Source organism: Paenibacillus sp. J5 (genome assembly GCF_054955055.1).
On sequence record NZ_JBUEDD010000002.1, the window covers coordinates 37,195 to 56,932 of the forward strand.

The 19,738-nt window shown below is 52.9% G+C and carries 18 protein-coding genes; 16 read left to right on the forward strand and 2 right to left on the reverse strand.

Annotation, left to right across the window (positions count from 1 at the left end; translation table 11 throughout):
• The first annotated feature begins 229 nt into the window (after positions 1–229).
• The 7 genes from ACY1JZ_RS02905 to ACY1JZ_RS02935 all read left to right on the forward strand — a co-directional run bounded on the left by ACY1JZ_RS02905 (position 230) and on the right by ACY1JZ_RS02935 (position 7,825).
• Positions 230–1,729, forward strand: a complete 1,500-nt coding sequence (locus ACY1JZ_RS02905; RefSeq protein WP_462627997.1) for an IMP dehydrogenase — start codon at positions 230–232, stop codon at positions 1,727–1,729.
• A 261-nt stretch (positions 1,730–1,990) separates the two neighbouring features.
• Positions 1,991–2,881 carry a M56 family metallopeptidase gene (locus tag ACY1JZ_RS02910; RefSeq protein ID WP_462627998.1) on the forward strand — a complete coding sequence of 297 codons (891 nt, stop codon included), beginning with the start codon at positions 1,991–1,993 and terminating at the stop codon, positions 2,879–2,881.
• Positions 2,882–3,130: 249 nt separating this feature from the next.
• Positions 3,131–4,072: a DMT family transporter gene (locus ACY1JZ_RS02915; protein WP_462627999.1), complete on the forward strand. Its 942-nt coding sequence runs from the start codon at positions 3,131–3,133 to the stop codon at positions 4,070–4,072.
• 98 nt (positions 4,073–4,170) lie between these two features.
• A complete protein-coding gene (locus ACY1JZ_RS02920; protein ID WP_462628000.1) occupies positions 4,171–5,049 on the forward strand; it encodes a radical SAM/SPASM domain-containing protein in 879 nt (292 codons plus the stop codon).
• Between the two features lie 29 nt (positions 5,050–5,078).
• Positions 5,079–6,674, forward strand: coding sequence for a sensor domain-containing diguanylate cyclase (locus tag ACY1JZ_RS02925; RefSeq protein WP_462628001.1), 1,596 nt, complete (start codon positions 5,079–5,081; stop codon positions 6,672–6,674).
• A 42-nt stretch (positions 6,675–6,716) separates the two neighbouring features.
• Complete coding sequence (locus ACY1JZ_RS02930) at positions 6,717–7,217, forward strand: CYTH domain-containing protein (RefSeq protein WP_462628002.1); 501 nt, start codon at positions 6,717–6,719, stop codon at positions 7,215–7,217.
• Between the two features lie 2 nt (positions 7,218–7,219).
• On the forward strand, positions 7,220–7,825 hold the full coding sequence (locus ACY1JZ_RS02935) for a P-loop nucleotide/nucleoside kinase family protein (RefSeq protein ID WP_462628003.1): 606 nt from the start codon (positions 7,220–7,222) through the stop codon (positions 7,823–7,825).
• Between the two features lie 313 nt (positions 7,826–8,138).
• Here ACY1JZ_RS02935 and ACY1JZ_RS02940 read toward each other — a convergent pair whose 3' ends face one another.
• The gene (locus ACY1JZ_RS02940; protein WP_270171244.1) at positions 8,139–8,564 is read right to left on the reverse strand and encodes a helix-turn-helix domain-containing protein; all 426 of its coding nucleotides are present in this window, start codon (positions 8,562–8,564) and stop codon (positions 8,139–8,141) included.
• 283 nt (positions 8,565–8,847) lie between these two features.
• Here ACY1JZ_RS02940 and ACY1JZ_RS02945 point away from each other — a divergent pair, with 283 nt between their 5' ends.
• The 9 genes from ACY1JZ_RS02945 (at position 8,848) to ACY1JZ_RS02985 (ending at position 19,091) form a co-directional block, all read left to right on the forward strand.
• Entirely contained in the window at positions 8,848–10,773 is a 1,926-nt protein-coding gene (locus ACY1JZ_RS02945) for a chemotaxis protein CheW (protein ID WP_462628004.1), read from the forward strand.
• Between the two features lie 45 nt (positions 10,774–10,818).
• Positions 10,819–11,310 (forward strand): chemotaxis protein CheW, encoded by a 492-nt coding sequence (locus ACY1JZ_RS02950; RefSeq protein WP_270171240.1) that lies wholly within the window; start codon positions 10,819–10,821, stop codon positions 11,308–11,310.
• Between the two features lie 25 nt (positions 11,311–11,335).
• Positions 11,336–13,060, forward strand: a complete 1,725-nt coding sequence (locus tag ACY1JZ_RS02955; protein ID WP_462628005.1) for a methyl-accepting chemotaxis protein — start codon at positions 11,336–11,338, stop codon at positions 13,058–13,060.
• A 5-nt stretch (positions 13,061–13,065) separates the two neighbouring features.
• A complete protein-coding gene (locus tag ACY1JZ_RS02960) occupies positions 13,066–13,893 on the forward strand; it encodes a CheR family methyltransferase (RefSeq protein WP_270172492.1) in 828 nt (275 codons plus the stop codon).
• Positions 13,893–14,918, forward strand: a complete 1,026-nt coding sequence (locus ACY1JZ_RS02965; protein ID WP_462628006.1) for a protein-glutamate methylesterase/protein-glutamine glutaminase — start codon at positions 13,893–13,895, stop codon at positions 14,916–14,918. Before ACY1JZ_RS02960 ends, ACY1JZ_RS02965 begins: the two co-directional genes overlap by 1 nt.
• Positions 14,919–15,102: 184 nt before the next feature.
• A complete protein-coding gene (locus ACY1JZ_RS02970; RefSeq protein ID WP_270171234.1) occupies positions 15,103–15,564 on the forward strand; it encodes a DinB family protein in 462 nt (153 codons plus the stop codon).
• Between the two features lie 213 nt (positions 15,565–15,777).
• The gene (locus ACY1JZ_RS02975; RefSeq protein ID WP_462628007.1) at positions 15,778–17,691 is read left to right on the forward strand and encodes an ATP-dependent DNA helicase; all 1,914 of its coding nucleotides are present in this window, start codon (positions 15,778–15,780) and stop codon (positions 17,689–17,691) included.
• 60 nt (positions 17,692–17,751) lie between these two features.
• The gene (locus ACY1JZ_RS02980; protein WP_462628008.1) at positions 17,752–17,913 is read left to right on the forward strand and encodes a hypothetical protein; all 162 of its coding nucleotides are present in this window, start codon (positions 17,752–17,754) and stop codon (positions 17,911–17,913) included.
• 221 nt (positions 17,914–18,134) lie between these two features.
• Positions 18,135–19,091 carry a hypothetical protein gene (locus ACY1JZ_RS02985; protein ID WP_462628009.1) on the forward strand — a complete coding sequence of 319 codons (957 nt, stop codon included), beginning with the start codon at positions 18,135–18,137 and terminating at the stop codon, positions 19,089–19,091.
• Between the two features lie 104 nt (positions 19,092–19,195).
• Here the strand turns inward: ACY1JZ_RS02985 and ACY1JZ_RS02990 are convergent, their stop codons facing one another.
• Positions 19,196–19,654 carry an adenine nucleotide alpha hydrolase family protein gene (locus tag ACY1JZ_RS02990; protein ID WP_270171228.1) on the reverse strand — a complete coding sequence of 153 codons (459 nt, stop codon included), beginning with the start codon at positions 19,652–19,654 and terminating at the stop codon, positions 19,196–19,198.
• Between the last annotated feature and the right edge of the window lie 84 nt (positions 19,655–19,738).

Genomic DNA, 19,738 nt, shown 5'->3' on the forward strand with positions numbered 1-19,738 from the left:
AAGTCAGGAGGCAGCCCGGCAGCGTAGTGGGCCGGAGAAACACAGTATGGGATATAGAAATGGCGGGTACAGACATGTGCTTGCAGGGTGAAGCGTTTACATGTTTAATGAGGTGGCACAGGGGTTGATTAACTGCGAAACATCGACTATAATAAAGCAATTTACGCCGTATGGATGCGGCTCTGGCACTGTGCAAGAGAAAACATAAATTGGGGAGAGATGAACGACAGTGGCTCAATACTATTTGGAACCATCCCGTACCTTTAGCGAATTTTTGCTCATTCCGAATTTGACAACGAAAGAATGTACGCCCGCGAATGTCAGCTTGAAGACACCGATTACGAGATTCAAGCGTGGCGAGCAGCCGGATATTGCGCTTAATATTCCATTTTCCTCTGCGGTCATGCAGGCGGTCTCGGATCATAACATGGCGACAGCACTGGCGCAGTGCGGGGGAATCTCCTTCATATTCGGCTCCCAATCTATAGAGGATCAGGCAGCAATGGTTCGCAAGGTGAAGGAGCATAAGGCAGGGTTCGTGGTCAGCCGTTCTAATCTGACGCCACAGCACACGCTCAAGGATGTGCTGGAGCTCAAGGAGCGCAACAATCATTCCACGGTAGCCATCACAGATGACGGCACGCCGCGGGGCACCCTGCTCGGCATCGTGACGAGCCGGGATTACAGATTGAGCCGCGATTCGCTGGACAAGCAGGTGAGCGAATTCATGACGCCGTTCTCCTCGCTGATCTACGGCAGCTCCGGCTTGACGCTGCCGGAGGCGAATGATCTGATCTGGCAGCATAAGCTGAACTGTCTGCCGATCGTGGACGAGGAGCAGAAGCTGCAATACCTGGTCTTCCGCAAGGATTATGATTCCCATAAGGAAAATCCACTGAGCTTGCTGGATGCTAACAAGAGCTATATTGTTGGCGCCGGGATCAATACCAAGGATTATACGGAGCGTGTGCCCGCGTTGGTAGAGGCCGGAGTAGATGTGCTTGTCATCGATTCGTCAGACGGCTACAGCGAATGGCAGCGGGAGACGGTGGAATATGTCAAGGCGAACTTTGACGTGAAGATTGGCGCTGGCAACGTCGTCGATCGCGAGGGCTTCCTCTATCTGGTGGAAGCGGGGGCTGACTTCGTGAAGGTCGGCATCGGCGGCGGCTCGATCTGTATCACACGCGAGCAAAAAGGAATCGGACGCGGTCAGGCCTCTGCACTGATGGAGGTCAATGAAGCGCGCAATCAGTATTTCGCCGAGACAGGCATCTATGTACCGATCTGCTCGGACGGCGGCATCGTGCATGATTACCATATTACGCTGTCGCTGGCGATGGGCGCGGATTTTGTGATGATGGGTCGTTATTTCGCTCGCTTCGACGAGTCTCCGACGAAGAAGCTGAAGATCGGCAACAATTTTGTCAAAGAGTTCTGGGGCGAAGGCTCCAACCGGGCGCGCAACTGGCAGCGTTACGACTCCGGCGGCAAGCAGGGGCTAGTGTTCGAGGAGGGAGTTGACTCCTACGTTCCTTATGCCGGCTCTCTGCGGGAAAATCTGGACAAGACACTGTATAAGATCAAGTCCACCATGTGCAACTGCGGCTCGCTCTCGATCGAGGAGCTGCAGCAGAATGCGCGCATTACACTGGTTTCGGCTACCAGCCTGGTTGAAGGCGGAGCGCATGACGTCATTATGAAGGACAGTAGTCTGTCTGCAGAATAGGCAAGGTCGCTTATGTAGCATTCCTGGCTGGCTCGCTTGCCCTGCCAGGTTCATCCTGGGCAGATGGCAGTGTGCCAAGCGTTGACGGCTTCAGTCCGTCAGTCTCGAACAGAAGGTCTTCATTGCCTTAGGGCAGTGAAGGCCTCTTCCGTGTTACAGGAGTTCTTGGTCTGGCTGCTACGCTTGAAAGAAGGAATGGGCTGAACTATAATGAGGTGTAGTGTACTAGGGCAAGGATACACGCCCTGTGGGATGACCGGAATGACGAATTCGATGACTAGAGAAGGAACGAGCCTGATGTGGTGGAGAAAAAAATGTTGGCTGGCGCTGGCGCTCAGCCTGTCGATTGCACTGCTTGTGTGGACGCAAATGGGTATGTATGCGATTCATCTGCTCTTCGGCACGCATCTGCATATCAATGTGTTCCAGTTGTGCACCTCCCTGTTCAGGGAAAACTCACTGCTCTTTTACACTGTCCAGGGGATGCTGAGCGGACTGATCGTCTATACAGTGTTGATGACGATCTTCCACGTCATACAGCAAGGGGTGCAGTTGACAAAATTCAATATACGACTGGCCGTGCTGCGTGACGAGCAGCGCACAGGCCAGCTCGCTGATGCGCTCGGGCTGGAGCAAGGACGCCTGGCGGTGATACGGCAGGAGCAGCCGCTGGCGTTCACAGTCGGCTTCTGGCGTCCTGTCATTGTGCTGTCCAGCGGCTTGCTGGCGCTGCTGGATGAGGAAGAGCTGGAGGCTGTCATTGAGCATGAGAGCTTCCATCAGAAAAACAAGGATGCCTGCAAGCTATGGACGCTGCGGTTGATCGCGGAAGGACTGTGGTTCATCCCGCTCACGCGCTGGTCCTACCAGAGCTATCATATATTGAGCGAAGTGCTGGCTGACCAATATGCCATCTCGAGGATGGGCACCGCGCGCGGATTGGGCAGTGCGCTGCTCAAGCTGATTCGCATTCGGATGCCTATGGAAGGAGCAGCCGCAGTGTCATTCTCCGGCGGCTCGATCAATTATCGGCTGCAGCAGCTTCTTCAGCCTCAGCAGCAGCCGCCTGTTCGTCTGGAGAAAGCGGCGCTTCTGATCTCGGTCGTGGTGCTGCTGCTGCTTATGACCATGTTTTTGCTAGCGATTGCCTGACTTCGGTCAGCGCGAAGCCTTAATCCTCTCTAACTGGTGAGAGGTTTTTTTATGTTCTGTAGCATGGGCTGCGGCCTGGAGCGCTCCTGCCATCCTGGTCGTTGAGAACAGGGAGTGACCAGAAGCTGCTGCCGGCTGCTCGCTGGTCTGTAATGGATGGTAATATTTATGATTCTGTGTTAATCTAACTTGAAGTGTGAGATTTCAATATTATTCGACAAGTATCGACGTTATGAGGTGGATGAATTTATGCTGTGGTTTGTATATGCCGTGTTGGCCGCTGTCTGCTTCGGCCTGCGGGGTATATTGTATCAATGGACTTCGCAGCGGCCGATTAACCGTAGTCTGATGTTGCTGGGTGTGTATACATCGGGCTGTCTGGTGGCGTTAGCTGCAAATCTGGTTGTCGGTCAGCAATGGACGGCAGGAGCGCTGGTTGGAATATTAATGGGGATTTTTTCTTTCATTTCTAATGCCTCTATGTATAAAGGCTATGCGGTAGGCAAAGCTTCGTTGGTGGCGCTGATGACGGCACTTCCTCCGGTTATTGTGGTCATGGGGGCTTATGTGATATGGGGCGAGGCGCTCAATGTCTGGCAGCTTGGGTCATTTGCCATCATTATGATCGGCTTGCTCATGATCCGCTATTCACAGGAGTTAAAATGGACGGAGCTTGGAGGCATTCAGTGGGGCTTGCTGGCACTGTTGTTTTTCAGTCTGACGGATCTATCTGTTAAGCTGGCGACTCTGCTAATGGGAGAGACGCTGCCGACACTGGCCCTGATGTATGCAACGGGCAGTCTTCTATTTGGCTGCTCGTGGTGCAGCGAACAGCTTCGTGGACGGATGCGGGCGAAGCGGGTGCAGGAGCTATCCAGCGATCCGGAACAGCAGCCTGCACTTGCCAGGACGACAGCCGAGACGGCTGCCAGTAAAGCAGCATACTGGGGAACAGGGCGGGTTCTGGGCTGGGGGATGATCGTCGGCCTGAGCAACATCGGGGGGATGCTCCTGATCATGCCGGCCTTTCGCGATGGCATCACAGGTCTCGTCTCGGCCATCTCTGCCATGAATGTGGTGCTGGTGCTGATCTACGCCCGTTTCTATCTGAAGGAGACGATGAAGAGAAGAGAGCTGGCCGGGCTTGTCTGTGCGTTGGCGGGCATTGTATTGCTTCGGCTGGCGGCTTGAGCGAGGCATGAAAAACCTCGTGCTCAGATCAAACGATATGGTAAGATAGCAATAGGACAAGCATCCGTATAGTGCTGCAGAATGGAGTCATGGAAGCTATGAAACGGTTTAAGAAATTTTACATTGAAATTACCAGCGTATGCAATCTGGCATGCACCTTCTGTCCTCAGACCAAGCGACAGGCGAACTTTATCCAGCCGGAGGCTTTCCGCCACAGACTGGAACAGATCAAGCCGTATACTGATTCGATCTATCTGCATCTCAAGGGAGAGCCGCTGATGCATCCTAAGCTAGATGAATTGCTCGACATTAGCGGGGAGATGGGCTTCAAAGTCAATATTACAACGAACGGCACACTGCTGCATAAAGTGAAGCACAAGCTTCTGGGCAAGCCAGCGATCCGCCAGATGAACTTTTCCTTGCACAGCTTCGACGGTCATGAAGGCTCGACGGACAAGGAAGGCTACATTCGTGGCGTGCTGTCTTTTGTACGGGAAGCGATGGAGCAGACTCAGATGATCATTTCGCTAAGACTATGGAATCTGGACATGGACAATGCCACCAATTCGGAGCGACAGCGCAATCGGGAGATTCTGGGCGCGATCGAGGCCGAGTTTGGCCTGGATTACCGCATCGAGGAGCGAGTGGCGCCTGGGCATGGCACGAAGGTAGCGGAGCGGGTATACATTAATCAGGACTATGAGTTTGAGTGGCCAGCTCTGGACGCTGAGGAGGATGATGGCAGAGGGTTCTGCTATGGACTTCGCAATCAGGCTGGAATATTATCCGACGGCACAGTCGTTCCATGCTGTCTGGACGGGGAAGGAATTATTAATCTGGGCAATATCAATGTGCAGCCGTTCTCCGAAATTATTAATAGTGGCCGTGCTAAACGACTTGTCGATGGCTTCTCTCGCAGAGAGGCCGTGGAGGAATTATGCCGCCGCTGCGGCTATCGCAGACGTTTTGGAACTTGAGCAGGAGCAGGGGGAACGAGTTACAGGTTATGAGGCGAGATATACAAAAATCACGCAGAAAAGTAAGTCTGGCCACACTGTTCGCCGGTCTAGTGATCGCATCTGTGCTGCTGACAGCTACCATATTGCTGACAGGCTCATATCAGCTAAAGAAACAGTCCTTGTACCAGACGACCTTAGCATTAAATGAAGTATCAGCCGCCAAGATGGCCAAGACGATGGACTCGCTATTCGGCTCGATGCGGTTAGCGCTAAAGCAGGGAAGCCGCTATGTGATGGAGCATCGCGAATGGACATTAAGCGAGCTGCAGGGCGAGCTTGAATTTATGCGCGACAGCAGCAGTTATTTTAATTCGATTGTCATCGTAGATGGGATGGGGGTTATGAGAGGCTTTGTGCCTAATGGCGAGCAGATGATCGGAAGAAAGGTGCAGCAGCCGGCTTCGCTGGAGGCGCTAGCCAGTCACAATAGCTACTTGTCGAGTCCTTATCAGACGACTACCAGCAAGAAGCTGATTCTGCTTATGAGCGAGCCGTTGGTGGATAAGCAGGGCAATTATCAGGGTATTATAGGCGGAACGTTATATTTGCAAGAGGAGAATATTATTCATTCCATCTTTGGCAGCAGCCAGGATGCGGATAAAGAATCGTATCTTTATGTCGTGGGGCCGACGGGTCGGCTGATCTATCATCCCGATGTGAGCAGACGCGGGGAGGATGTGAGCAGCAATCCGATCGTTCAGAAGGTGCTGGAGGGCAAGAGCGGCTCGTTGGAAGCGATCAATACGAAAGGGATAGCTCAACTGGCTGGCTATGCCTCTGTGAAATCCAATGGGTGGGGAGTCGTCATCGTATCGCCGATCTCGCAGGTGCAGGAGCAACTGAACAGGCATCTCGGGCAAATGCTGCTGTATATCGCCCCGGCTTCGCTGCTGCTCATGCTAGGCGCCATCTGGCTTGCACGGCGGCTGGTGCGGCCGTTTGTCCAATTGGCTCACACCGTTAGCGGCTTCGGACTAGGGAAGGCCGAGGCTATGACCTTTGGCCAGCACTGGAATCGCGAGGCAGATATGTTGACGAAGACCGTAGCGCTGGCTATGGTCAATCTGAAGCTCCAGACGGACCAACTGACACGGGAAGCGACGACTGACCCGCTAACGGGACTTGCCAACCGCCGGACGCTTGTGGGCATGACCAGCAAGTGGATTGAGGATCAGTTCCCGTTTGCGGTACTTATATTGGACATCGATCATTTCAAGACGATTAATGATAGCTATGGGCATCCTGCCGGTGATGATGTGTTGAAGAAGCTAAGCGCTCTGCTCCTGGATTGTATTCAACCAGGTGATGCTTGCTTCCGCTACGGAGGGGAGGAGTTCGTGGTGGTTCTGCCACTGGCGCCGATTCAGGAAGCGCTCAACCGGGCGGAGGACATCCGGCTGGCCTGCGAGCAAGCGGATATGCCGATCGGCAGAGGCATTACGATCTCGATCGGATGCGCTCACTTTCCCTCCCATGCCAGCTCTGCACAGGAGTTGTTCGAGCGGGCAGATCAGGCGCTGTACCAGGCGAAGGAGCAAGGTCGTAATCGGGTGTATGCTGCTGAGCTGCGAGCACAGCCATAACCACAGTCTGCTGACAGCGATATAATGAAGGGGCGTGAACGGATGGAGCTTGAAATTGAACGGAAGTATATGCTGAATGCGGATCTGGCGGAATTACAGGAGAGCGGGACACTCAAGGTAGTGCGGGAGCAGCGCATTGAGCAGACCTATCTGGCGATCGATGAGGATCAGGAGCTGCGCGTGCGGAGATTGACGGATGTTGCAAGCGGCGAGGTGGAATATACCCATACCTTCAAACGTGGCAATGGCCTGATACGGGAGGAGGTTGAGTACTCTATCTCAGCCGAAATCTATAAACAGTTGATTCGCTCCTGCGGGGCTGTTCCCTTGACCAAGAACCGCATGACCGCCGAATTCAATGGAAGAAAAGTTGAGATTGACGTATATGATCAATTGCAATTGACCGTGCTGGAGGTGGAGTTTCGTTCGGAGCAGGAGGCTGCGGCTTTCCGAGCACCGGATTGGTTCGGGCTGGACATTAGCACCGAACGCCAGTATAGCAACAAGCAGGTGTGGAGCAGGCTGCAGGAAGGCAGTGTGTAATCATGGCTGGAGGAGAAGCCAAAGGAAGGTTGCTCTTTGTCGTAGGGGGAGCTGGAGCAGGCAAGACGACATTGGCTAAAGCGTTGGCCGTCCGAAACTCATTTCCTCTGCTCGATATGGATACGTTGCTTCGTCCAGCCGCAATCGCACTGATGACGGCTTCAGGGTTAGACCCCGAAGACCGGGATTCTGCACAGTACAAAGCATTATGCAGAGATCTGGGCTATAGGATCACGATGGATGCGGCGCTCGAAAATGTAAAGCTTGGCTTGAGTGTGCTGATCATCGGCCCATTCACGCGAGAGACAGAGGACCCGTCCTGGATCGAATCGGAGCTGGGACGGATCGGTGCTTCACTTCAGGAGGTGGAAGTGAAGGTGGTGGTGGTGACCTTGCAGGATGAACAGACCTACTACGACCGAATCACCAAGCGAGCTTCCAGGCTGGATGAATGGAAGCTCAAGCATTGGAGCGAGTTTCGCCATTCCTTGTCTCCGAGAACAATCCATTGGCCGCTGCCCGAGGGCAGCGTGCTGTACTATGACAATTCCGAGATGCTGGAGGATAACGGACTTGCGGTAGTGGAGCGTTTTTTGGTAGGTGGATAATAGGGAAAACAGAAAAACAAGGGGCCCCGGACGGGAAAGTTGGTCGGGTGCAACCTTGTTTTTTTATGTTTCCATTGCGTGAAGCGAACCAGCGCTTGTCTTGTCTTCCAACCCACTGAAGGAGCATTGTTCACCGCCTGTACGTCCTGCGTAACGTTATGATCGCTTGACGTACCCCTGGTACGCCTGTGAGAACATGCCTTGCTCAGTAAGGAAATTCTGTAAAGTATGCTCCCTTCGGAGTTTGAAGTCACACTCTAGTTCTGCAGAGGATTGTTGGTGGAGTTCGAGGAGAGGGCGAGTGGTGGAGGAGTTAGCTAGTGCGATGAGAGGCTAATTCTTTTATACGAAGCGCGAGTTGAAAAAGGAGGTGTACATCCTGTTCGCACAAGTCCTGAGTGACAGCAATAAGCTGCTTAACCGCAACGGAATTTGGCGGAGAGCGGTAATCCTCTTCTCCTTCGATCGTTATTTGAAGCTCCTCAATCAATGTGCTGTTACTCGTAGGCTTGGATTCTGCCGGGAAGGGGACATTCTTGCCCAGCAGCAGCCAATCCAGTGAAACGTTATACGTGTTGGCGATCGCTATGAGTGCCTTCGCTCCAGGGGTGGAGGATCTTTTTTCGCTTTCCCAATCTCCAACATTTCCCGCCGATACGTGAATTTGCTGTGAAAATTCAGACATTGTCAATCCCAGCTCTTGCCTTAATTGTCTCAGTCTTTTCTTAACAGAATACAAATAAAGTCACTCCCGGAATAATTTTGATCAATATTTGTTAGATTACAACTTCATATTATAGCCTGCATCATAGATTGTATACGACACAAAAGTAGGAAAAAACAAAAAAATTCCATAATTGTACTATTACGTATATACGTATAAATGTTGAATAAAATCGTATTTACGATTATAATGTCGAATGAAGGCTCCGAGACCTAGGTTTTCGGTACCCTTAACCAAGGGGATTCAGAAGTAAGCGGAAGGAATTCATAGAACGATTTCTCTAGAGGGGAGGGAGAGCATGAAAGATTTCAATACGGAATCACTGCTGGAAATGTACTTATTTGAATCGGAGCAGTTGATTGGGGAATTGGAGACCGTCATTCTTGCTTGTGAGCGCAGCCGCAGCTTCAGCTCGGACTCAATTGCCGAAATATTCAGAAATATGCATACACTGAAAGGGTCAGCCGCGATGATGCAATATATGAGCATCGCAAGCGTTGCGCATGGCATAGAGGATTTATTCTATTGCCTGCGAGAGCGTGCCGCCGCCATCCCGGACTTTGATGCGCTGCTGGAGCTCATCTTGAACGGGCTTGATTTTATCAGGCTGGAGACGCTCAAGATTCGTCTAGGCGATCCGGCGGATGGGGATGCTCAGGAGCTGGCCGCTTCGATTCAGAGCTACCTTGCGCGTCTAAACGAGGCGAAGCAGGAAGTTCTGTACGACGTCATCGTGACATTCGAAGAGAATTGCCAAATGGAGAATATTCGTGCGTATAACGTTCTTATCAAGCTGGGGGAAGCCGGCTTTATAGTCGTATCGCATGAGCCGAGCGACATTCTGGAGAATGAACGGACAGAGGATGTAATACGTAAGCAAGGATTCAAGCTCGTCATCCAGTCCTCCCGCCCACAGCAGGATCTTGCCGACTATCTGCGTTCGATGGCCTATGTACGGGAGGTGAAGCTGGGAGCGAAGACGCAGATCCTCGAGTCGGCAGTTGCAGCCGAGCAGCCCCATGAGAAGCGTGAAAATGTGCAGCAATCCATGATCAGCGTTCATGTTGGCAAGCTGGATCAACTCATGAATCTGGTCGGCGAGCTCGTCATTGCGGAGGCGATGGTGACTCAGCATGAGGAGCTGAAGGGGTTGTCAGACCACTTTCAAAAGTCTGCGGTCCATCTTCGGAAAATTACGGGCGAGCTTCAAGATATTATAATGTCGATTCGCATGGTTCCACTCGCTACGACCTTCCACAAAATGCATCGTGTTGTACGGGATATGAGCAAAAAATTAGAAAAAGAGGTGGACATTCAAATTATTGGGGAGGAGACGGAGGTCGATAAGCATATTATCGAGCATATCTCCGATCCGCTGATGCATCTGGTTCGGAATGCGATAGATCATGGCATCGAGCCCAGGGAGGAACGTCTTGCAGCCGACAAGCCTGCGTGCGGAACGCTTACGCTGGAGGCGAGCAATGCCGGGAATGATGTCATAATCAGTGTAATGGATGATGGAAGGGGACTGGATAAGGATAAAATTTGGAGGCGTGCCGTGCAGCAGGGCCTGGTCTCTGGAGAGCAGGGTGCTGTAAGCGACAGGGATCTATATAATCTCGTATTTCTCCCTGGCTTCTCCACCAAGGAAAGTGTGACCGAGTTCAGTGGTCGCGGAGTCGGAATGGATGTTGCCTTCAAAAATATCGAGATGGTCGGAGGAACGATCATTGTCGATAGTGTCAAAGGCGAGGGCACGTCCATCTCCCTTAAAATTCCGCTGACGCTGGCTATTATCGATGGCATGAATGTCCGAGTGGGGCCATCGCGATATACGGTGCCGATCACTGCCATTCAGGAGTCATTCAAGCCGAAGCAGGAGGCGCTTCTGAAGGACACCGATGGCAATGAAATGATTATGGTGCGGGGAGAATGCTATCCTATCATGAGGTTAAGCTCCTTGTTGAACAAGGATTGCGATGGGGTGAATCTGACAGACGGTGTTCTTGTGGTCGTCGAGCAGGATGGACGCCGGTTATGTCTGCTGGTCGATGAGTTGTTGGGTCAACAACAGGTTGTCGTCAAAAGCTTGCCCGCCTATATTCGCAACATGAAGCGCATCGAAGGACTTGCTGGATGCACATTACTGGGGGATGGCAACATCAGTCTCATTCTGGATGTGGCCGCACTGATTGGGCCTGCTGTAAGAAGCCTGGAGGGATGACTCCACACTACGGCTTGTTGCCAAGAAAGAGAGGAGCTGACGGGATTGAGTAGCAGAGTTGCAGAGGAAGCCTATTCAGAAGAGGATGCGCAAAAGGATCAATATTTGACGTTTCTGCTGGGAAGTGAGCAGTATGGGATTGACATAGCTTATGTTACCGAAATTATCGGTATACAGGCTATTACCGAGGTGCCCCAATTGCCGGAGTATATAAGAGGGATCATGAATCTGCGTGGCAAGATTATACCGGTGATGGATGTGCGCCTTCGCTTCAACAAGCCGTTTCGTGCATATAATGACCGGACCTGCATTATTGTGGTCGACATCCGGGAGCTATCGATTGGACTCATTGTTGACGGGGTCGTGGAGGTCATCTCTATCCTTGGGGACGCCATCGTGCCGCCGCCCGAAATGAAGCAAGGCAACAGCCGTTACATACGGGGAATTGGCAAGGTAGGAGATGAGGTCAAGCTGCTGCTGGATTGCGATAAGCTGCTTAGCTACGACGAAGCGGAGGGCTTGCTCGGAACGCAATAGAAATGTATTCAGGGAGGCGAGTAGGATGCAATGGTTGTACGATATGAAGCTGGGCAAAAAGATATTGGCTTCCTTTATCATGGTGGCGATGATCGCAGGGGTTGTAGGGGTAATCGGTGTGCTGAACATTCGGAAGATTGACAAGAATTATTCCAAGATGTACCTGGATTACGGAGTGTCGATCGGAGATTTGGGACAAGCAGGCATTAATTTCCATATGATTCGCAATAGTGTTCGTGACATTCTGCTACATGTCGACTCCCAAAAGCAGCAAGCTACACTGGCAACCATCAAAGGGCTGGATGAGGAGTTGACGAAGCTGCTCGATACGTATGAGCGCAGCATTAACAGCGAGGAGATGCGTGCCCAGTTCAAGAGCCTCCAGCAGAGTCGGGAGGAATATCGCGTGTTGCGTGATCAGACGATCACGCTCGCTATGGATGGACGGACAGAGGAGGGACTCCGTACCCTGTCCCAAGCCACGCCTTACTCTGACCAGGTGGGTGAGCTGTTAGACCTGATGTTCGATCAGAAGCGGACAGCGGGACTGGCGCTGTCTGAGGAATATTCAGGCGTGACTAGCAATACGGTGATGACGATGGTGGCCGTGGTAGTCGCTGCGATTCTCATTGCCATCGGCCTTGGAGTATTCATATCCCGGATTATTACCCGCCCGGTTAACAAGCTGGTAGCGACAGCGAACCAGATCGCCGATGGCGACCTGGATGTCCGCATAGAAGCCCACTCTCAAGACGAGGTTGGTGTATTGGCACAAGCCTTCCGCAAGATGACGGACAATATGAACCATGTGCTCAACAACATACAGACGGCTTCCGAGCAGGTAGCGTCCGGCGCGCGGCAAGTATCCGAGTCCGGCCAACTGTTGTCTCAGGGTGCGGCGGAGCAGGCCAGCTCTGTCGAGCAGTTGACCGCATCCGTGGAGCAAATCTCTGTGCAGACCCAACTGAACGCCTCAACTGCCGAGCAGGCGAACCGTCTGGCAGAGGATGCCAAAGGGACAGCCGTGAAGGGCAATGAGCAGATGCAGCAGATGCTTGCGGCCATGGATGACATTAATCTGTCCTCCGAGAGCATCTCCAAGATTATTAAGGTCATCGACGAGATTGCCTTCCAGACCAACATATTGGCGCTGAATGCTGCGGTGGAAGCGGCGCGGGCGGGCCAGCATGGCAAAGGCTTTGCGGTTGTGGCCGAAGAGGTGCGCAATCTGGCGGCCCGCTCAGCAGGCGCTGCCAAGGAGACGACCGATCTCATCGAGGGCTCGATTCGCAAGGTGAAGGATGGTATGCATATTGCAGGAGAAACAGCGGCGGCTCTGAATCAGATTGTGGAGGGAATCACGCGCGCCGCCGAGCTGGTAGGCAACATTTCTGAGGCATCCAATGAGCAGGCAGCAGGCATCTCGCAAATCAACCAGGGCATCATGCAGGTCTCCCAGGTTGTGCAGACAAACTCGGCCACTTCAGAGGAGAGCGCGGCAGCCAGCGAGCAGTTGTCGTCCCAGGCGGCGCTGCTGAAGGAGCAGGTTGGACGCTTCAAGCTCAAGAAGTCGGGACGCAGCACCTACCGCGAGCTGGACGAGCTAAACCCGGAGGTGCTTCGTATGCTGGAGAATCTGTCTGCAAGACGCCATGCCGAGCTGGATGATGAATATGCTGACGGCTACAGGGAAGCCGCCGCCACTCCCGTCAAGATCACGCTTCACGATAAGGATTTCGGAAAATATTGATTCCCATGGCGATTAGTGCAGATGAATTCAGCGCCCTGGCGGAGTATATTCGGCTGCATTACGGAATTCATCTGAAGCAAGAGAAGCGGTCGATGCTGATGTCACGGCTGGAGCCGCTGCTGCATGAGTATGGGCTGAGCAGCTATCAGGAGCTGCTGCGGCTCGTCACCTCACATCGTGATGGCGATGCGGCGCTCAAGCTAGTTGACCGAATTACGACGAATCATACCTTTTTTATGCGTGAATCGGCACACTTTCAATATTTGCTGGACAAGGTGCTGCCCGAGCTGGCGCCGCGCATCGTGGACCGCGACTTGCGTTCGTGGAGCGCGGGCTGCTCCTTCGGGCAAGAGCCGTATACGCTCGCCATGGTGATGGATCAATATCTCGGGGCGGAGAAGTCGCGCTGGGATAGCAGAGTGCTGGCTACCGATCTGTCTGCGGCAGCGCTTGAGGCAGCGTTGCAGGGAGAATACACGCAAGACGCGATCCAGCCGTTGCCTGCCGGGTGGCGATCCGCTTATTTTCGCAGGTTGCCGAGCGGCAACTTCCAGGCGGCTGATTTCCTCAAGCGTGAGGTGATATTCAGAAGGTTCAATCTGATGCAAGAGACGTTCCCGTTCAAGGCGCGGTTTCATTTTATTTTTTGTCGCAATGTCATGATCTATTTTGATGAGGCGACGAAGCTGAGGCTGCTGCGTCGTTTCTATGACAGCCTGGAGCCTGGCGGTTATCTGTTCATCGGCCATTCCGAGACCATCGACAGGCGATTGTCTGGCTTCCGCTATATGATTCCTTCTGTCTACCGCAAGGAGGGGACCCTATTGGGGTAATGCGCTCAAGAGCCATCAAGGTGCTTATCGTTGAGGATTCGCTGTTATTCCGCGAAGTCATCTGCAGGGGGATCAGCTCAGATACTGCCATTCATGTCGTGGCCACCGCATCTGATCCCTATGAGGCGTCCGAAGAGATAGCGCGGCATCGACCGGATGTGATGCTGTGTGATGTGCAGATGCCTCGCATGAATGGCATTGCCTTCATTCGTCAGTTGCTGCCGCAATACCAGTTGCCGATCATCGTTGTCAGCTCGGTGAGCGAGGCCGTGCTGGATGCGCTGAAGGCTGGAGCGGTTGATTTCGTGCCTAAGCCGGATATGGGCTCGGCTCCTAAGGTGGAACGGTTTATTCTGCAGCTCATCCGCACGATCAAGGGGGCTGCGGGCTCGCGAGCCAAGGTGGACCCTCTAGGTCCCGCTGCTCCTTCCAAGGGGGCTGACTTTGATCCGTCTCAATCCAGTACGGATATAATTGCAATCGGCGCCTCGACAGGAGGAACGGAGGCCATTGCTGCACTGCTGCGCAGCTTGCCTGCCGGAATGCCGGGCATCGTGATCGTGCAGCATATCCCCCCCGTCTTCTCCAAGATGTTCGCTCAGCGGCTGGATCAATCCTTGCCCCTGCATGTCCGCGAGGCAGCGGACGGGGATCGGGTAGCGCCTGGGGATGTATTGATTGCGCCAGGAGACCATCATATGGAGCTAGTCTCCAGTGCCAGCGGCTACAAGGTGCGCTGCTTTCGCGGTGACAAGGTGAATGGGCATTGCCCTTCGGTGGATGTGCTGTTTCAATCGGTTGCCAAAGAGGTGGGCAAGCGCAGCGCTGGTATTATATTGACGGGGATGGGCTATGACGGTGCCAGGGGATTGCTCGCCATGCGACGCCGAGGGGCAGTGACACTGGCTCAGGATGAGGCTTCCTCAGTAGTCTATGGCATGCCCAAGGCAGCCTTCGAGCTAGGCGCTGCCCAGCAGCAGGTGGCATTGTCACGGATGGGTCAGATGCTGCTCTCTCTGCTATAGGCTTGGCGGCAGTGAGAGCGGCAGCATTCAATACAGATGGAGTTCAATTTGATGGCTGACATTGTGAACGTCCAGGCGTATAATAACAGGTATCCCATAGCTAAGCCGTATGTCTTGCTCCAGAAGTTGTCAGGAAGCGGAATACAAAGTAGCGGGGAGTGTAACAGATAGGGGGATACAGACCATGGAACAGGTTCTACGTATGTTTCACCATCTGGAATGGGCGGATCGTCGTGTGTTGGAAGCGCTGCGTGCTGCGCCTGGCGCAGATCAGGCGCTCAAGCTGTTTGCACATCTACTTAGCGCCGAGCAGATCTGGCTGGCTCGCCTTCAAGGGGAGAAGCAAGATGGGGTGGAGTTATGGCCTGAGCTGTCGCTCGAGGAATGCTCCAGTCTGCTTGAATGCAATCGTGTGGGCTATGTCAGCTATCTCGAGAAGCTGGATCTTATAAATCTGGGAGCGGACTGCTCTTACACGAATACCAAAGGCGAGCCGTTTGTTACGAAGGTCGGGGATATATTAACTCATGTTGCGCTTCATGGCAGCTATCATCGAGGGCAAGTGATGGCTCTGCTCAGCAGGGAGGGTCTGTCGGTTGTCACCACCGACTATATTCAATTTGTGCGTGAGATGAATTCATTGTAGTGTCCTTCTTCAAATAATCGGCGCGACAGCGCCGTCCCAAGCAGCCGAGTACGGATCACAAGCGGAGCAAAATTTTCTTGTGATCCGTATTCGGCTTTTTCGCGCGGGGATTCAATAGCTGATGAGGGAAGCCCTCCTCCACCAGAGACAAGAGAGTTGCTGTGCTGTATAATGGACAGGAATGACGTATAAAAGCTTGGAGGCACAGCCAGATTGAACAACTATCCTTTCTCTTATGATCCAAGTCAGCCGTTTGTCCAGCAAGCAAGCGACTGGATTGCAGATGTATTTTATGAACGATTGCCTGAGGCGGGCTTTGATATTCGTGACGAGCAAATCTATATGGCATTTCAACTAGAGCAGGCCTTCAGCAACAAACAGACGATATTTGCCGAGGCGGGTGTCGGGACGGGCAAGACATTGGTCTATTTGCTATACGCTGTGCTCTACGCCAGATATACTGGGAAGCCAGCGGTTATTGCCTGCGCGGATGAATCGCTAATTGAGCAGTTGGTGAAGCCGGAGGGAGACATTGCCAAGCTGGCCCGCTATCTTGAATTGCAGGTGGATGCCCGGCTCGCCAAGTCCCCCCACCAATATGTGTGCTTGAACAAGCTGGATGCGCAGCTCCAGGGAGAGGATGCTGCCGCAGGACGTTATCTTCCCATCTATACCGGTCTTCCTGACTTCGTTCACAAGCCGGCTGCTTTGCAGACCTTCACTCCGTATGGCAGCAGGCAGCAATACCCGGAGCTGGATGACCAGGAGTGGAGCCGAATTTCATGGGACATCTTCCAGGATTGCCTCATCTGTCCCCAGCGCCATCGATGCGGGCAGAGCATCTCCCGCGACCACTATCGCAAGGCAACGGATCTCATTATTTGCTCGCATGATTTCTATATGGAGCATGTATGGACCTATGACAGCCGCAAGCGAGAAGGACAACTGCCGTTATTGCCCGAGCACAGCGCTGTTGTGTTTGACGAGGGGCATCTGCTGGAGACGGCTTCTCAGAAAGCGTTGACGTATAAACTCAAGCACCAGGTGTATGAACAGATTATTGTAAGGCTGCTCGAAGGCGAGGTACGGGAGCAGCTTGCCCAGGCTATAGAGGACTCGATTACATGCAGCGAAGCGCTATTTGACTTGCTGGGTCAGTATAGCCGCGTTGTTCCCGGCTCTGATCGGCGGGAGGTATTGCTCCATGAGCGCTTGCTGCGAGCCGTTGCCGAATTCAGAGAACGGATTGCGCAGATTGAGGAGGAAGTGGCGCTTGAGAGCGGCTTGTTCTCGTTGGATGGCTATCAACTGAAGATTGTTGAAGAGCATATGGAGATGATCGGGGTTGCGCTGTCCTTGTTCCAGCGGCCGGAACAGTTGATTGTGTGGCTGACGGATGGCGAGGATGGGCTGACACTGGTCATTATGCCCAAGCTGGTCAAAGAGGTGTTGCATGAGAAGGTGTTTGCCAAGCCGATGCCGATTGTGTTCTCCTCAGCGACCATGTCGGTGAACGGCTCATTTGACTATATTGCGCAAGGACTTGGTGTAACTAATTATCTTTCATTTTCGGTATCCTCTCCATACAACTATAAGGAACAGGTGCAGATTGAGCTTGTTCAGCAAGCATCCCTGGAGCATAAGCTGGATAAGGTGTATCAGCGGCTGGAAGCGGAGGATGGAGGCGGAGCCTTGCTCTTGTTCCCGTCTTTTGAGGAGCTGGGGCAGTTCAGACAGGCGCTTCGCGATTCACCGCTACGGACGGCACGGAACATATGGTTCGAAGGGACAGCCGAGATCAGCCATCTCATTCATGAATTCCAACAGGATGTACAGAGTGTATTATGTGCCGTCACCCTCTGGGAGGGGCTGGATATTCCAGGGCCGTCCTTGTCGCATGTCATGGTTTGGTCGCTGCCATTCCCGCCCCATGATGCTGTATTTGCCGCCCTTCGGCAAGAAGCGGACGATCCGTTTGAACAGGTGGATTTTCCATATATGTCACTAAGGCTCAAGCAGGGGATGGGAAGACTGATCCGTACACAATCGGACACAGGAACCATAACGATCTTTGGCGATGGCTGCGCTGAAGAAAGGTTGAAAGAACTAATCGCGAGATTTATGTAGACAATTACAACGGACAGGCAGGCTTATGGCACACCAAAAGAATATTATGATCAGAGTGGCATGACGGAGGCATTAAAGCTTACTTCGACTACAGGTATTTTTGCCTTTACGGGCATCGAGTCAGTGGGTCATCTGTTGTATGGAAGTGTGCCATCGGCAGGAGAAGAGGCATTGAAGCAGATTTTGATCGATGTGAAGCAACAGGTAAGCAAGTTGTTCTAACAACAGCCAGCTATAGGAGCAGCGAATCAAGCGCAGACGGCATCAAATCAAGGAAGCATATTTCTTTGATGCTCGTGTGCGCTGTTTGTCCTGTCAACAAGTTTATGCTTGGCGGAAACCTCGCACCCTCCCCGTTCGTCTACATGAATAGAACTTAAGGGCAGTCAATTATGATACTGCCAAGTTGGTACATATATTTAATTACGATAGGAGATGTAGTGATGAAGAAATGGCTTCTCGTATGCCTATTGACGCTTGTCCTTGCAGGCTGCACAAACGAGCCAAAGACCGAATCCATTGACACTGGGGGAGGCACGGTACCAATTGCCAATGAGCAGGGAACGCCCTCCCCTTCAGCAGAAGGCGGCGGTTTAACGGAGCCCGATACCGCGTCGTCAGATGAATTAGAGCAGGAGGATGACGTCCTATCGGAGGAAGAGCTGCAACAGGTAGCTTCATTCGGCTATGCGGACGAGACAGGACGATTGCTGCTCGTAGAGCCGGACCCTACGATGGAGGCGGTCAACCCGGCCACGATTACGCTGGCCATCGGTGAGGGAGGACAGCGTCTATCCGTCAAGCACGTCGGTACTCAGCAGAGGGATGATCAAGATAATGGTCGACAAACGGCCAATAATCTCAAGCATCGGGCGGGGGAATTGTTTGAAGTGGAGGACGGGGAGGCTGTGCCCAATGCTACGTACCTGCTGCTGGACGGAAAGGCATTGCCCCAATCTGCTGTGTTGAACGTACAGCCATTGACCGATCAGGCTGCAGAGCAGGAGAAGGTGCAGCAGATCGAAGCTGCCAAGTCACGCAAGGTGCAGCAGGCATGGAAGCTGGCCACCATTGATGAAGGCCAATCCTTGTATCTGATTCAATTCGAACGCGAACAGGACAGCATGCTGGCTAGCTTGGCCATAGAAACGAATGGACAGTTAATGTTCATGGATTACCCGGCCACATATGATGAGAACAGCACATGGAGAGTAGACGACGGTGGGGAGGTCACGCCTGACATGTTCTCTGTGCTGCTGGCAGCACGCACAGCCGAAGGGATGGTGATCGGAATTGAATGGTGGGGTTCCGAAGGCCAGATCGTAAAATTCCTGTCTCAGCGCGCCGGTCAGATCACCGAGCTTGAGCTCAGCTCTGGACGATATATGTCACCAGTATAAAGGGAAATGTCATGAGGAAAGTCCAGGAGCAGCCGGAAGCTGGATGAGCGGCTGCTCCTGTTCATTATGAAATAAAGCTAAATTTTGTATCTCCTGTTGGAGCACTAAGAAATGCCATTATGCTGGCGCAGCGCACCTGAATAATGAGCCGCCTCCTGTACTCGCTCTGAAGAGACGATGTGCAGATCCACATCTTCAACACAGCGAAGCAGCTCCTGAACGAATGAGCTTCGGGTCAGCATCTGCCAGCGGGACTGGACGGGTTGCCCGATGACCAGTTGGGTAATACCGAGATTTTTGGCTGTAGAGGCAACCAGCTCACATGCCTTGGCGTTTGGCTTCGTAATGACGGTGAGCTCCGCGCCCAGCTCCTCGCATTTGTTCTTCCATTGCTCCAAATAATATTGTTTGTCCGCATGCAGCTCATCATACGCAGCATCCACGATACTCAGCACATGCAGCGGCTTGCTCTGCAGCAGCTCGGACAGCTCGTGGCCGCGTTCAATTAATTGATGCCCGTTGGAATGGCAATGCACACACACCATAATTTTTTCATTTGTCATCTCGTTTTGATCTCCTGCCAATCAATTGTAATCTTCGCCCGGCAACGCAAAAAAGCCTGAGAGCAGAGAACTGCTCCCGGCTTG

What these genes read in the sequence shown, in the direction of transcription:
- ACY1JZ_RS02910 (WP_462627998.1), top strand. Translation starts at nt 1,991, where the DNA reads ATGACGAATTCGATGACTAGAGAAGGAACGAGCCTGATGTGGTGGAGA.
- ACY1JZ_RS02915 (WP_462627999.1), top strand. Translation starts at nt 3,131, where the DNA reads ATGCTGTGGTTTGTATATGCCGTGTTGGCCGCTGTCTGCTTCGGCCTG.
- ACY1JZ_RS02920 (WP_462628000.1), top strand. Translation starts at nt 4,171, where the DNA reads ATGAAACGGTTTAAGAAATTTTACATTGAAATTACCAGCGTATGCAAT.
- ACY1JZ_RS02925 (WP_462628001.1), top strand. Translation starts at nt 5,079, where the DNA reads ATGAGGCGAGATATACAAAAATCACGCAGAAAAGTAAGTCTGGCCACA.
- ACY1JZ_RS02930 (WP_462628002.1), top strand. Translation starts at nt 6,717, where the DNA reads ATGGAGCTTGAAATTGAACGGAAGTATATGCTGAATGCGGATCTGGCG.
- ACY1JZ_RS02935 (WP_462628003.1), top strand. Translation starts at nt 7,220, where the DNA reads ATGGCTGGAGGAGAAGCCAAAGGAAGGTTGCTCTTTGTCGTAGGGGGA.
- ACY1JZ_RS02945 (WP_462628004.1), top strand. Translation starts at nt 8,848, where the DNA reads ATGAAAGATTTCAATACGGAATCACTGCTGGAAATGTACTTATTTGAA.
- ACY1JZ_RS02955 (WP_462628005.1), top strand. Translation starts at nt 11,336, where the DNA reads ATGCAATGGTTGTACGATATGAAGCTGGGCAAAAAGATATTGGCTTCC.
- ACY1JZ_RS02960 (WP_270172492.1), top strand. Translation starts at nt 13,066, where the DNA reads ATGGCGATTAGTGCAGATGAATTCAGCGCCCTGGCGGAGTATATTCGG.
- ACY1JZ_RS02965 (WP_462628006.1), top strand. Translation starts at nt 13,893, where the DNA reads ATGCGCTCAAGAGCCATCAAGGTGCTTATCGTTGAGGATTCGCTGTTA.
- ACY1JZ_RS02970 (WP_270171234.1), top strand. Translation starts at nt 15,103, where the DNA reads ATGGAACAGGTTCTACGTATGTTTCACCATCTGGAATGGGCGGATCGT.
- ACY1JZ_RS02980 (WP_462628008.1), top strand. Translation starts at nt 17,752, where the DNA reads ATGACGGAGGCATTAAAGCTTACTTCGACTACAGGTATTTTTGCCTTT.
- ACY1JZ_RS02985 (WP_462628009.1), top strand. Translation starts at nt 18,135, where the DNA reads ATGAAGAAATGGCTTCTCGTATGCCTATTGACGCTTGTCCTTGCAGGC.
- ACY1JZ_RS02990 (WP_270171228.1), bottom strand. Translation starts at nt 19,654, where the DNA reads ATGACAAATGAAAAAATTATGGTGTGTGTGCATTGCCATTCCAACGGG.